12 protein-coding genes are annotated in these 13324 nt (G+C 72.8%); 5 read left to right on the top strand and 7 right to left on the bottom strand.

The window, feature by feature from the left end; translation table 11 throughout:
* The first annotated feature begins 43 nt into the window (after nucleotides 1-43).
* Nucleotides 44-1684, top strand: coding sequence for a chaperonin GroEL (groL, locus tag J3A75_RS06600; protein ID WP_012317541.1), 1641 nt, complete (start codon nucleotides 44-46; stop codon nucleotides 1682-1684).
* A 169-nt stretch (nucleotides 1685-1853) separates the two neighbouring features.
* Nucleotides 1854-2078, top strand: a complete 225-nt coding sequence (locus J3A75_RS06595; protein WP_209649831.1) for a hypothetical protein — start codon at nucleotides 1854-1856, stop codon at nucleotides 2076-2078.
* A 407-nt stretch (nucleotides 2079-2485) separates the two neighbouring features.
* Here J3A75_RS06595 and fae read toward each other — a convergent pair whose 3' ends face one another.
* The 7 genes from fae to J3A75_RS06560 all read right to left on the bottom strand — a co-directional run bounded on the left by fae (nucleotide 2486) and on the right by J3A75_RS06560 (nucleotide 9194).
* Complete coding sequence (gene fae, locus J3A75_RS06590) at nucleotides 2486-2998, bottom strand: 5,6,7,8-tetrahydromethanopterin hydro-lyase (RefSeq protein WP_012317540.1); 513 nt, start codon at nucleotides 2996-2998, stop codon at nucleotides 2486-2488.
* Nucleotides 2999-3236: 238 nt separating this feature from the next.
* Nucleotides 3237-4076, bottom strand: coding sequence for a triphosphoribosyl-dephospho-CoA synthase (locus J3A75_RS06585; RefSeq protein ID WP_209649829.1), 840 nt, complete (start codon nucleotides 4074-4076; stop codon nucleotides 3237-3239).
* The gene (locus J3A75_RS06580) at nucleotides 4073-4981 is read right to left on the bottom strand and encodes a RimK family alpha-L-glutamate ligase (RefSeq protein WP_012317538.1); all 909 of its coding nucleotides are present in this window, start codon (nucleotides 4979-4981) and stop codon (nucleotides 4073-4075) included. Before J3A75_RS06580 ends, J3A75_RS06585 begins: the two co-directional genes overlap by 4 nt.
* A 110-nt stretch (nucleotides 4982-5091) precedes the next feature.
* Nucleotides 5092-6066 carry a methenyltetrahydromethanopterin cyclohydrolase gene (gene mch, locus J3A75_RS06575; RefSeq protein ID WP_024831085.1) on the bottom strand — a complete coding sequence of 325 codons (975 nt, stop codon included), beginning with the start codon at nucleotides 6064-6066 and terminating at the stop codon, nucleotides 5092-5094.
* The gene (locus tag J3A75_RS06570; protein WP_024831086.1) at nucleotides 6063-7214 is read right to left on the bottom strand and encodes an ATP-grasp domain-containing protein; all 1152 of its coding nucleotides are present in this window, start codon (nucleotides 7212-7214) and stop codon (nucleotides 6063-6065) included. Before J3A75_RS06570 ends, mch begins: the two co-directional genes overlap by 4 nt.
* Before the next feature lie 22 nt (nucleotides 7215-7236).
* Nucleotides 7237-8130 carry an NAD(P)-dependent methylenetetrahydromethanopterin dehydrogenase gene (locus J3A75_RS06565; RefSeq protein WP_024831087.1) on the bottom strand — a complete coding sequence of 298 codons (894 nt, stop codon included), beginning with the start codon at nucleotides 8128-8130 and terminating at the stop codon, nucleotides 7237-7239.
* A gap of 86 nt (nucleotides 8131-8216) precedes the next feature.
* Entirely contained in the window at nucleotides 8217-9194 is a 978-nt protein-coding gene (locus J3A75_RS06560; protein ID WP_127991530.1) for a beta-ribofuranosylaminobenzene 5'-phosphate synthase family protein, read from the bottom strand.
* 441 nt (nucleotides 9195-9635) lie between these two features.
* Between J3A75_RS06560 and J3A75_RS06555 the strand changes: the two genes are divergently transcribed.
* From J3A75_RS06555 to fhcD, 3 genes are read left to right on the top strand one after another with little or no spacing between them, the layout of a single operon-like run.
* The gene (locus J3A75_RS06555) at nucleotides 9636-10706 is read left to right on the top strand and encodes a formyltransferase (protein WP_127991531.1); all 1071 of its coding nucleotides are present in this window, start codon (nucleotides 9636-9638) and stop codon (nucleotides 10704-10706) included.
* Nucleotides 10700-12346: a formylmethanofuran dehydrogenase subunit A gene (locus J3A75_RS06550; RefSeq protein WP_012317532.1), complete on the top strand. Its 1647-nt coding sequence runs from the start codon at nucleotides 10700-10702 to the stop codon at nucleotides 12344-12346. Before J3A75_RS06555 ends, J3A75_RS06550 begins: the two co-directional genes overlap by 7 nt.
* Nucleotides 12347-12373: 27 nt before the next feature.
* On the top strand, nucleotides 12374-13321 hold the full coding sequence (fhcD, locus tag J3A75_RS06545) for a formylmethanofuran--tetrahydromethanopterin N-formyltransferase (RefSeq protein WP_012317531.1): 948 nt from the start codon (nucleotides 12374-12376) through the stop codon (nucleotides 13319-13321).
* The last annotated feature ends 3 nt before the right edge of the window (nucleotides 13322-13324 follow it).

Raw genomic sequence — 13324 nt, 5'->3', positions numbered from 1 at the left:
CCGTCCCGGCCTTGGGGTTCAACCAGTAGCTAAGAGGCACACAATGGCAGCGAAAGACGTTCGTTTCTCCGCCGACGCCCGCGATAAGATGCTGCGCGGCGTCGACATCCTCGCGGATGCGGTGAAGGTGACGCTGGGCCCGAAGGGCCGCAACGTCGTGATCGAGAAGAGCTTCGGCGCCCCGCGCATCACCAAGGACGGTGTGACGGTCGCCAAGGAGATCGAGCTCGCCGACAAGTTCGAGAACATGGGCGCCCAGATGGTGCGCGAAGTGGCCTCGAAGACCAACGACATCGCGGGTGACGGCACCACCACCGCGACCGTGCTGGCCCAGGCCATCGTCCGCGAGGGCGCCAAGTACGTCGCCGCCGGCATCAACCCGATGGACCTGAAGCGCGGCATCGACCTCGCCACCCAGGCCGCCGTCAAGGACATCATCGCGCGCGCCAAGAAGGTCTCGACCTCCGACGAGGTCGCCCAGGTCGGCACGATCTCCGCCAACGGCGACAAGGAGATCGGCGAGATGATCGCCCACGCCATGCAGAAGGTGGGCAACGAGGGCGTGATCACGGTCGAGGAGGCCAAGACGGCCGAGACCGAGCTCGACGTCGTCGAGGGCATGCAGTTCGACCGCGGCTACCTCTCCCCGTACTTCATCACGAACGCGGAGAAGATGGTCGCCGAGCTCGAGGACCCCTACATCCTCATCCACGAGAAGAAGCTCTCCTCGCTCCAGGCCATGCTGCCGGTGCTCGAGGCCGTTGTTCAGACCGGCAAGCCGCTCCTGATCATTGCCGAGGACATCGAGGGCGAGGCGCTCGCCACGCTCGTCGTCAACAAGCTCCGCGGCGGCCTCAAGGTCGCGGCCGTCAAGGCGCCGGGCTTCGGTGATCGCCGCAAGGCGATGCTCGAGGACATCGCGATCCTGACCAAGGGCCAGATGATCGCCGAGGATCTCGGCATCAAGCTCGAGAACGTGACGCTCCCCATGCTCGGCCGCGCCAAGCGCGTGCGTATCGAGAAGGAGAACACCACGATCATCGACGGCGTCGGCGAGAAGTCCGACATCGAGGGCCGCATCTCGCAGATCAAGGCGCAGATCGAGGAGACCACCTCGGACTACGACCGTGAGAAGCTGCAGGAGCGTCTGGCCAAGCTCGCGGGCGGCGTCGCGGTGATCCGCGTCGGCGGCGCGACCGAGGTCGAGGTGAAGGAGAAGAAGGACCGCGTCGACGACGCCCTCAACGCCACCCGCGCGGCGGTCGAGGAAGGCATCGTCCCCGGCGGCGGCACCGCGCTGCTGCGCGCCAAGAAGGCGGTCGCCGAGCTGAAGTCCGACATCCCGGACGTCCAGGCCGGCATCAAGATCGTCCTCAAGGCTCTCGAGGCCCCGCTCCGCCAGATCGCCCAGAACGCGGGCGTGGAAGGCTCGATCGTGGTCGGCAAGATCACCGACAACACCTCCTCGGAGACCTTCGGCTTCAACGCCCAGACCGAAGAGTACGTCGACATGATCCAGGCCGGCATCGTCGACCCGGCCAAGGTGGTGCGCACCGCTCTGCAGGACGCGGCTTCGGTCGCCGGCCTGCTGGTCACCACCGAGGCGATGGTCGCCGACGCGCCGAAGAAGGACAGCCCCGCTCCGGCCATGCCGGGCGGCGGCATGGGCGGCATGGACTTCTAAGTCCGCGCCACCGCGCATGACGGGGGAAAGGGGTCGCCGAGAGGCGGCCCCTTTTCTTTTGATGGCGGCACGCCCCAGCGGCGCGCGAGGCGCAGTCCGGTCAGCCTCATCGGCCGTGACGCGGCGAAGCCCGCGCCACGAGGCGCGCCCGCACAGTAGCGATCAAGGATTGCCGGACGCGGCCGGTCGCCCGGACCGGAATATCGAAGTTCAGGCTGTGGTCGATCAGGTCTCGGATCCCGTCCTGATCGAGGCCTTCGCCGCCGACCTCGATGAACTCCAGGATCCAGGCATGGATCGCCGCGTGATCCGATGGATCGGGATCCGCAGCGAGAATGAGCCGGCCACCGTGTATCCAGTCATCGCGGAGGGCAGCCGAATCCTCGGCGGATGAAGTCATGACCTGACCTCGCGGTCGCGCTCGACGCCGCCGCTCCATCCTCGCGTCCGGGCAGTACTCGGGGCGCCGATCACGCTTGGCGGAGGCTCGACGCGGGCGAGGACGCCGCGTCCGCGGCGAGATCGTGCCTGCTCCTGCCGCGGCATCGCGCGGAGGTCGAGGGAGGGTGCAGCAGCGCGGATCGCGTCCGCGCAGCGGGCTCGCCGACCGTGTCGGATCCGGGGAACCGAGGCCCGGCGCCGCCCCGCGGCGGGTCGGGCGGCCGGCCCAAACGAGAAACGGGACGGCTCGCGCCGTCCCGTTCAGGGGCCTACCTATCGGCCAAGGAAGATCGAAGCCAGTCGCTGGAGCAGGCCCCGCGGTGCGGGCGGAGGCTCGCTCTGCCCAGGACCGTCCCCGATCTAAGCGTTGGCGGCGAAGGGGTGCTGCGCGGAGTTGCGCTGCTCGGTGACCGTCGAGGCCTTCGGCTCGCCGTTGACGGCGCGCTGGATCGACAGCTTGGTGGCCTCGTAGTTGTACTTCTGGATCTTGGCGTCGTCGGCCGCCTCCCAGTGGATGAACACGCCGACCAGGATGTACAGGTCGTCGGCCTCGTCCGCCGGGATGATGCCCTCGGCCACCGCGTCCTGCACAGCCTTGGCAACGCCGTGCTGGGCCGGGCCGAACATCTGGACGGCCTGACGGGCGTCGTTGATGGTGACCTTGTTGAACATCAGGGTGTTCGGCTTGCACGGCAGGTTCGGCGCGATGACCGCGAGCAGGCTGGTGAAGCCGTGCTTGTTGTTCACGAGGCCGTTGCAGAAGGCCGTCTCGGCCGGCGAACCGCGCGGTCCGATGATGAGGTCGATGTGGGCGACCTCGTTGCCGTCGCCGACGAGGGCCTCGCCGACCTGAACCTTGGTGATCTTCGCCATTCGGTGTCTCTCCCTGGATTCCGAAATAGAGCCGCGCGCCGGGCGGTGCCGCGGCCGGGAAGCCATCCTTGTTATCGGCGCCCGACCATGCCGGCCGAGCCGGATGGGCCGAGCCGGTTGGGCCGGACAGCGCGGCGGACCCTACAGCGGGGCCCTGCGGCTCACAACCCGCACAAGGCTCTGACACGGAGGAATTTCCATCCGTCCGGCGCTATGAACACCGGATCGTGCACGCGGCTCAGGCCAGCCGGGCACCGGCGCCCGCGAGCGCGTCCCAGAACAGCGTCGCGACGGTGAAATCCGCGCTCGTACCGGGATTGATCGACCGCCCTTTCAGCGACGCGTCGAGGGCCAGCAGCGCGTCCACCGGCCGCGCGGCGAGGTCGATCCCGGCGAGCGTCGCTTCTACCTCCCGGCGGACGCCCTCGGCCGCGGCCGCGCCGTGCTTGCGGGCGACGTGGCTGTCCGGGACGGTGCGCAGGAAGGCGAGGTGGATCGCAGTCGTGCACCAAGTCGGGTCGAGCCCGGCGGTGCGGGCCTCGCGCAGGGCCGCGAGCCCGATCGCCGGCACGTCCGCGAAACCCGTGACGTAGGCGCGGGCGATCCGGTCCCGGTCGGCGGCCTCCGCCATGGCGTCTCGCAGCGATCCGGGCGCCGGTTCGGCAACGTCGTGCCGGGCGGCCTCGCCGAGGCCGCCCGGATTGGCGCGCCGGATGCCCGCGAAGACGGCCTCCGCATCCGCGCCGTCCAGGGTGTCGAGCACCGAGGCGACGGTCCGCCCACGCTCGGCCGCGACCGCGAGCGGCGCGCAGAGCAGCAGGATGCCGAGATTGGTGTTCTGGCCCACCGCCGCCATGGTGGCGGCGACGCCGTCGCGGACCCGCGTCCCGACGCCCGCGCCCGCCCTGGCCAGGGGCCGCGCCGAGAGGTCGGCACTCGTGACGAAATCCGCCAGCACCATGCGGTGGCCGGGCGCGTAGGCGTGGACGTTGCCGGGCTTGAGGGCGTCGAGCTCCGCGAGGCAGGCCGCTCGGTACAGCGTGCCGATCAGGGCCGAGTCGAGGCCGATCTCGCTCATGCCACCACGAGCCGAGGACGGCTGGCACCGCGGGCCGCGGCGAGGAAGCCGCGCACCACCGCGGCGGCGATGTCGGTCTCGCACACGGTCTGCAGGCCCGACCAGGCCGGCATCGAGTTGACCTCGAGGACCGAGAACCCGCCCTCCCCGTCCTCAACGAGGTCGACGCCGGAATAGTCGACGCCGACCGCGGCCGCCGCCGCCTCGGCCAGCTCGGCGGCGCCGCGCGGCATCGCCCAGGGGAGCGGCCGGCCGCCCCGGTGGACGTTGGTGATCCAGCCGTCGCCCTCGCGGATCATGCCGGCGATAGCCCGGCCGTCGCAGACGAACACCCGGTAGTCGCGCCACAGGCCGTCCCGGCGCGGCACGTAGCGCTGGAGGTAGTAGACCCGCGCCACCGACTCCTCGTCGGGCAGGTCCTCCGGGCGCTCGATCAGGGCGAGCCCCTCCCCTTGCGAGCCGAACAGCGGCTTCAGGACCAGCGGCGCACCCGGACGCGCCTCGGCGGCGACCAGGGCCGCGGCCGCCTCGCGCTTCGAGAACACCCAGGTGGCCGGCGTGGGCAGCCCGGCGCGATCGATGAGCAGCGAGGTCGCCGCCTTGTCCACCGAGCGCTCGATCGCGGTCGGCGCGTTCCAGACGGTGACACCCGCCGCGACCAGCGCGTGCAGTACGCCGAGCCGCATCGTGGTCGCCTCGAAGGTCCCGCCCGCGATGGTTCGCATCAGGACGCCGTCCGGCAGCGCGTCCGGGAAGCCCGGAACGCGGAGAGGTTCGGCGCCGCCCGTCACGACGGCCACGTCGGCGAGCGAGAACAGCACCGGCTCGACGCCGTTCGCGCGCAGGGCGGCGAGCAGGCGGCTCTTGTGCCAGGTGCCGTTATCGGCCGCGAGCCCGATGCGCATGGGTGTCCTGATCGTCACGGCGCCGCCCGCCTCCGGGGCGGCCCAGGGAGATGTCACTGAGCGGGTCCGGACTCCCCGTCCCGCGCGGGAGAGCGAGCCCGGCTCGCCTCTCAGGCGAAGGACGCGTCCACCAGCGTCGGCTCCAGGCGGCCGCCGCGATAGGTCGCGCCGGAGCGCACCGACGTGACGATCGCCTCGGCCGGCGAGAACAGGGCGCCGTCGATCTTGTAGAAGTCGCCGTTCACCCGCGCGAAGATCTCGGCGAAGGGCGCGCCGTGGTCGCTCGAAGTCGTTGACGGCAGCTGCTCGGCGAGCTGCTTGGCGTCGGCATCATCGGCATCCACGAAGAGCTGGACCCGCCCGCCGTAGATGATCGCGTCGTTGGTGCGGCCCATCGCCTTGATGAAGTCCGGGTGCGGCGGCGACAGCGGCGCCGAGCCGATCCCGTCCACGATGGCGTGCAGGTCGAAGCCGACCGTGTGGGCCTTGTGGAGGGCGACCTCGAGGACGCGGGCGACGACCTGGGTGGAGCCCGCGAGGCTCTGCGTCGGCGCGTAGATGAAGGTCAGGTCCTCGGGCTTGAGGCCGGAGGCCTCGGCGACTTTGGCGACGACGCTCTCGGGCGGGCCGCCCGCCGCCTCCAGAACGAGGGCGGTCTTGGTGGCGGAATCGCGGAAGCCGAGCTCCTGGTAGAGATCCTCGACGGCCGCCACGGCTCGGCCCGGGCCCGAGCCCAGGGCGAAGAAGCCGGAATCACCGGTCTCGTCCGCAAGGCTCCAGCCGGCGTACTGGCTGCCCAGGCAGGCGAGCACCGGGTCGGCGGAATGCACCGTCACCGAGTAGGGCCAGGACGCGATCGGCCCGCTCGGCGCGATGGTGACGGTGCCGAGGCCGCCGAGGCAGATCTCGGCGATGCGCCGCCCGGCCTCGATCGAGCCTCGCGCCTGCGCGCCGGCATCGACCATGCGGGCGCCGCCGGCGGCCTGCGACACGGAGAGCCGCAGGGTCGCGGCGTCGGCCACGAGCCGCTCGACCAGGGGGCCTGAGAGCGCGTTGATGCTGGGATAGGACTGGCTGGCACTCATGACGGGGCTTCCTCGGGGTGTGTTTTCTTCGCCGCGCAGACGGCCCGCAGGTGTGCCGTCCGCGTTTCCAACAGGGCGAGCACCTCCGCCCGGTCCGCGCCTTCGGCCAGCACCGTGCAGAGCGGCGCGTCGCGGCGGACCGCCGAGCCGGGGCACGGGCGGTCGCGCACGCAGTCCGGCCAGTCGAGGTCCGGCACAGGCGCAAGCTCACGGTCCGCGTAACAGATCTGCGCGGCCGCCGCACCCGCCGGATGCGGTCCGGGATCCGGCATCGTGCCCAGGCAGGCGGCGATGTGGGCCGCGAGCAGCGGCGTCCCGCGCCGGTCCAGGACGTCGAGGGTCGCGCCGGGCCGCGGGTTGATCTCGGTGAGCCACCATTCGGCCCCGTCGACCAGCAGGTCGGCGCTGGCGAGGCCGCGCAGGCCCGTCGCGGCGACGATCCTCTCGATGCCGGCGGCGACGGCCTCGACGACCGAAGCGGGAAGCGCCGGGGCTTCTCCGGCGCCGCGGACGAGCGCCCCGGCATAGCGGAACGGGCGGATCGGCGACGGCGCGCACCACTGCTCGGTGACCGCGAGGACGCGGATCGTGCGCCCGTCGGCGAGGACGTTCAGGGCGTGCGGCCGCCCCGGCACGCGCGCCTGGAAGTAGTAGCCCGGCGGCGCGAGCGACCGCGTGGCCGGCCGGATGTGGCTGCCGCCGGAGCCCCCGGCCCGCTTGAGCAGCCAGGACGCGGGATCCGCCGGCGGCCCGGCCGCCACGGCCGGATGCGGCACGCCGAGGCGCGCGCACAGGGCCGCGAAGGCCACGGGATCCTTCAGGGCGGCGACGGTCCCGGCCGAGGCGCCGATGAGCCGGTGCCGCGCGGCGAGGCGCGCGATCAGGTCGGGCGCGTCCTCGAAGCCGCTGCCCAGGATCAGGTCGACCGGGCTTCCGGCCCGCGCCGCGAGGTCGTCGAGCGCCGCCAGGGTGGCGTCGGCGGCGGGGGCGGTGCCGAAGCGGCCCGGCAGTTGCCGGTAGGCCTCGGCCAGCACGCGGGTGTCGGAATCGCCGAACAGGTCGGCGACGTAGGGCCGAAGCCCCGCGCGCCGCGCCGCCTCGGCCAGGGCGCGACCGGCCTGCGCGGCGATCAGGACCGCGTCCGCCATCGGCATCCGGTCCGGGAGCGGCCTAGCCGGCGATCTCCACGGCGAGCTCGTAGGCGTCGCGGAAGTCGAGGCACAGCGGCGTGTCGGAGGCGAGCATCCGGTCGAACAGGCGCCGCTGCGTCTGGTACTTCACGTCGCCGACGGCCAGCGCGCCGATGCCGACGCCCTTGCCGCTCGGCAGCGCGACGTCCACCGCGTTGACGTCGATCCCCGCGATGCCGGCGGGCGGCACGGCGTTGACGTCCGAGGCGACGAGCAGCTTCGGCGCCGACTTCAGGTCCTCCGCGGTGAGGATCGGGATGCCGGCCGGCCCGGCCGAGAGGATGACGTCGGCGTCGCGGATGGCGGCGCGGCGATCCTCGGGCGTCGTGCCGTCGACGGCGCCCACCTCGACGCCGAAGCGCCACTTCATCGTGAAGGCGATCTTCGAGACGCGTTCCTCGCCGTCGTGGCCGACCAGCACGGTGGTGGCGCCCTGCAGGGCGCCGATCACCGCGGCCACGTAGGCGACGACGCCGGCGCCGCCGAAGATCACGATGCGCTTGCCCTCGAGGTCGGTGCTGAATTTCTGCCGCAGGGCGCGGGAGACCTGCGCCACCATGGCGGCGCCGGTGGTGAACGAGCCTGCCGGGTCGGCGAAGACGTGGTTCACGAAGGGCGGCACGAAGGCCTTCTTGGCGCGGTCGACCATGTCGAGGGCGTCCTCGGCGTTCTTGCCGCCGATGAAGATGCCCGTCCGCGTCCCGTCGGCCGGCGACCGCGAGAAGATCGAATCCTGGGTCAGCGAGACGACGTCGGCGAGGCTGACCTCCGTGTAGGTCACCACCGTCTCGAAGCCGGCATCCACGGCCATGTTCACGTCGAACGGGCTCATGTGCCGGAGCGGCGTCAGCATGTGGAGGATCGAGCGGGCCATGGAATCCTCGTGCGGCGCGCGAGAGAGGCGCCTTCCCTCCGTCCAAACCCGGAGCGGCGCCCCGGGTCAAGCCCGGGGCGGCCGGCTCACGCCGGACCGGTTACCGAAGCGCCACCGTTGCGGCCCCGGGCGATGACGAACCGGAGGGGGCCGCCGCGATCGAGGCTGGCCACCAGGGCGCGGGCCTCCGCCTCGGACGGGACCAGCGCGAAGCCGGTCGGCCCCCAGGAGGACTGGCCGTAGCCCGCGAGGCCCCGCGCGGCGACGCTGGCGAGCGCCTCCGCCACCGCGGCGCTGGCGTAGCGACCGCCCTGATGGGGCGCGAAATGGTCGCCGATCAGCGTCTGGATCCGGGTGATGCCGGCGCCGAAGCCCTGCGGCTCCGCCAGGGCGACGGCGGGCAGCACCTGCATCAGCGCGATCCGGCAGATCTCGGCGGCCTGGGCCTCGGGGAAGCGCGGCAGGTCGCGGAAGGCCTCGACCTCCCGCGTCCCGTGCACGCCGGCCATGCTCGGATCGAGGATCAGGACGATCCGCCAGGCCTCGGGATAGGGCAGGCGCGCGATCACCGGCGGCGGCCCGCCATCCGCGCCGCGGCCGCCGTCGACGATGAGGCCGCCCTCGGTGAAGGCGCACAGGCCGACGCCGGACCGGTTGCCCCGGTCCAGGGTCGCCGCGAAGGATTCCGCCGCGAAGGGCTCGCCGTTGAGGCGCGCCATCGCGGCCGCCACCGCGAGGGCGAGCTGCGTGCCCGAGCCGAACCCGGCATGGGCCGGGATCACCCGCTCGACATCGATGGCGACGTCCCCGCCGCGCCCGAGATGGGTGGCGGCGGCCTCGACGTAGCCGCGCACCCGGTCGGATTCCGGGCCCGTGACGGTGGGCCGGGCGGCCCGGCGGGCGGTCAGGGCCAGGGATGGCGCGTCGATGGCCAGCCCGATGCTGCCGAAGCGCCGGCCGAGCCCGCCATGCAGGTCTAGGAAGCCGAAATGCAGCCGCGCCGGCGCCTCGACCCGCACGGTACCGTCCGCCGTCGCCTCGTTCCGTTCGGGGACCTCGCCCAATGCTCTTCCCTCGAATCCCGCAGGTCCGGCGCCCGCGCGGCGCGCTTTTCACACGCGTCCCCGGACCGGGCAACGTGGGCGCGCGCGGATCGTGCCCGCTGGCGGCGCAGAACAGACCGCCCGGAGCGACCGCAAGGCCGTCCCGCGGCGCCGATGCCCCGCGATCCGGGGCCCGGTCGCGGCGCCGCGCGCGGCGGCGAACCGATACCCGCGATTCACTTCCCGACGCGCAACGCCGCCGGACCCCCTTGCCGCGGTGCGCGGATGAAGGCAAACCTAAGGCCGCGACGGCGCGCCGAGTTTGCCGCCTGCCCGGACACGCCGGGCGGATGAGCCATTCCGATTCGGTGGGGAACCCTCGGGCTCGAGGGGCACCCGCTTCGTCCGGTCTTACGGCCGTCGCCCGCTCCGAAACCAAGCAAGAACGTTGCGAGAGGGAGCATGGCAGCCTGGGTGAAGGGTGGCGCGACGGACGCGGGCACCGCCATCGAGGCGGCCGCGTCCCTGCTCGCCAAGGCGCGCGCGCCGGTGATCGCCGGCCTCAGCGCCGACGTGGCCGCGATCCGCGCGGCCTACGATCTCGCGGGGCGCATCGGCGCCTCCGTCGACACCGCCGGCGCGGCCGGCACCTACGCGGACCTCGGGGCGCTGAGCCGGGTCGGGGCGCTGACCTCGACACCCGCCGAGGCCGTCGGGCGCGCCGACGTGGTGCTGGTGGTCGGCGCCGCCCCCTGGCAGGCGCCGCTCCTGAAGCGCCTCGTCGACGGCAAGCCCGGCCGCGGTCGCGCCGCCGGGTCGGACCGCACCCTGCTGGCCGTCGGTGCCAACGCCACCGCGTCCCTGTCCTGGCCGGCCGAGGGCGGGCTGACCGAGGCGGTCGGCGTGCTGCGCGCCCACGCCCGCGGCCATCTGGCCGGCGACGATCTGCCCGGCCAGATCGCCGCCCGGCTCGCCGCCGCGCAGTACGGCGTGCTCCTCTACGACGCGGCCGAACTCGGCGAGGTCGGCATCGAGATGCTCCAGGGCCTCGCCATGGAGCTCAGCGAGACGACGCGCTGCTTCACCCTTGCGGTCGGCGGCACCGGTCAGGACCGGGCGGTGGTGCCGGTCTCGGCCTGGCTCACCGGGCAGGCGCCGCGCAGCGGCTTCGGGCGCCGCGTGCCCGAGCACGATCCCTGGCGCTTCGACGCCGCCCGGCAGGTCGCCGCCGGCGAGGTCGACGCGGTCCTCTGGCTCGGCGCCGTCCCGGTGTCGCGCCCAGACTGGTTGTCGAACATCCCCTCCGTCGCGCTGGTCGCGGACGGTGAGGCCAAGGCCGCCGAGGTGGTGATCTCGGTCGGCCAGCCCGGCCGCGACCACGGCGGCGTGTTGTGGAACGAGCAGCGCGCCGCGCTGACTTTCTGGCCGGCCTCGGCGCCGTCGGATCTGCCGTCGGCCGCGTCGGTGCTGGGCGCCCTCAGGGAGCGCCTGGTCACGGGCCCGGCCGCGTCGAGGAGTGAACCCGCATGCTGAGCGTGATCCGGGGCGGGCGCGTCGTCGATCCGACCGCGTCCCGCGATTCCGTGGGCGACGTCTGGATCGAGGACGGCCGCGTCGTCGATCCGCCGGGCCGCGAGCCCGACGCGGTGATCGACGCCGCCGGCTGCGTGGTGATGGCCGGCGGCGTCGAGGTGCACTCGCACATCGCCGGCGGCAACGTGATCACCTCGCGGCTGCTGCTGCCGGACCTCTACGTCAGCGAGGCGGCGCCCGACGGCCATCCCTTCGCCCACGCGGGCGGCGCGGCGGCCTGGATCGGCTCGACCTACGCGCGGATGGGCTACACGACGGCCGTCGAGCCGGCGATGCCGCCGACCCACGCGCTGGGCACGCAGCTCGAACTCGCCGACATCCCGCTCCTCGACCGCGGCGCCCTGACCGTGATGGGCAACGACGACCAGCTCCTGCAGCTCCTGCGCGAGCGCCAGGGCGGCAACGCCGTGCGCGACCTCGTCGCCCTGTCGGTCGCCCAGTCGCGCGGCCTCGGGGTGAAGTGCATCAACGCGGGCGGCGCCTCCGCCTTCAAGGACGGGGCCCTGCGCCTGTCGCTCGACGACGAGATCCCCTGCTACGGTCTCTCGACCCGGCAGATCATGGGCTCGCTCCTCGACGCGGTCGAGGAGATCGGCGTCCCGCACCCGCTGCACGTCCACTGCAACAACCTGGGCCTGCCCGGAGCCGACGACAGCTTCATGGCGACGCTCGACGCGGCGGAGGGGCGGCGCATCCACTTCGCCCACGCGCAGTTCTACGCCTACGGCGCGGTCGACCCGGCCAATCCCGGCACCGGCGGCTTCCGCTCGGCCGCCGAGCGGATCGCCCAGGCGATCACCGACAACCCGAACGCCACCCTCGATATCGGGCAGGTCGTGTTCGGCCAGACCGTGACGGTGTCCCTCGACATCCTCCGCCAGTTCGCCGGCCGCAAGGGCGCCAAGCCGAAGAAGTGGGTCCTGAACGCGGGCGACGCCGAGGGCGGCGGCGTGGTGCCGTTCCTGTACCGGCCCCGGGGCCCGACCAGCTCGCTGCAATGGGCGATCGGCCTGGAGATCATGCTGCTCTCCACCGACCCGGAGCGGACGATCCTGACCACCGACCACCCGAACGGCGGCCCGTTCACGCAGTACCCGCGCATCATCCACCTGCTGATGGACAAGTCGGAGCGCGACCGCGAGATCGCGACGCTGCCGAGCGTCGTGGGGGAGCGCTCGAGCCTGCCGGGACTGGAGCGCGAGTACACGCTCTCGGAGATCGCGCAGCTGACCCGGTCCGGACCGGCGAAGCTCCTCGGCCTCGCCGACCGCGGCCACCTGCGGGCCGGCGCCCGGGCCGACGTCGCGGTCTACCGCGACGACGCGAACCGCACCGCGATGTTCACCGCGGCCAAGCTCGTCCTGAAGGACGGCGTGCCGATCGTCGAGGACGGCGAGGTCGTGGAGTGGCGCGCCGGTCGCACGCTGTCGCTGACCGTCGAGTCCGACAAGGCCATGGCGAAGCGCGCCGACACCTACCTCACGGAGCGGTTCGGCGAGGGTCTCGACAGCTTCGCCGTGCCCGACGCGGCCTTCGGCGAGGGCCGGGAGACTTTCGAGGCGGTGCCATGCCGGGCGTGATCAGCGGGGCGAGCCGCGGGAAGTACGATGTCTGACCTCACCCTCAACGGCATCCCGGTCGTCGACACCTTCGCGGAGGCGTTCGACGTGGCCGGCACGGCCATCATCGTCACGAACGACACCGCCAAGTGGGCGATGATCGCCGCGACCACGATGACGGGCTTCGCCACCTCGGTCATCGGCTGCGGCGCCGAGGCCGGCATCGACGCCGAGCTGTCGCCGGAGGAGACTCCGGACGGGCGGCCCGGCGTGCGCATCCTGCTGTTCGGCTTCGAGCCGAACGGCCTGAAGGACCAGCTGATCAAGCGGGTCGGCCAGTGCATCCTCACCTGCCCGGGCACCGCCTGCTACGCGGGCGTCGACGGGCCGACCAAGATCAAGCTCGGCGGCGCGATCCGGTACTTCGGCGACGGCTTCGCGGTGGCCAAGCGCCTGCACGACGCCACCGGCAAGGCCCGGCGCTACTGGCGCATCCCGGTGATGGACGGCGAGTTCCTCTGCGAGGACGCGGTCCGGGCCGTCGACGGCGCGGTCGGCGGCGGCAACCTGCTGTTCCTCGGCCGCACCCACGCCGAGACACTCAAGGTCGCCGAGATCGCCGTCGAGGCCGCCAAGGCGGTGCCGGGCGCGATCCTCCCGTTCCCCGGCGGAATCGTCCGCTCCGGCTCCAAGGTCGGCGGCCGGACCAAGGGCATGATGGCCTCGACCAACGACGCCTACTGCCCGACCCTGAAGGGCCGCGCCGGCTCGGCGCTGCCGGCCGAGTGCGGCGTGGTCTTGGAGATCGTGATCGACGCCCTCACCTCGCAGGGCGTGTCCGACTCGATGCGCGCCGGCCTGCACGCCGCCACCGAGATCGGCGGCAAGCACGGCCTGATCGCCGTCACGGCCGGCAATTACGGCGGCAATCTCGGCCGACACCACTACCACCTGCGCGACCTGATCGCGCGCGACGACGCCAAGCCGGAGGGCTGAGCC

Source organism: Methylobacterium sp. PvP105 (assembly GCF_017876975.1).
Lineage (GTDB): Bacteria > Pseudomonadota > Alphaproteobacteria > Rhizobiales > Beijerinckiaceae > Methylobacterium > Methylobacterium radiotolerans.
The sequence above is the reverse complement of the archived record's forward strand: the minus strand, read 5'-3'. Positions and strand labels throughout refer to the sequence as shown.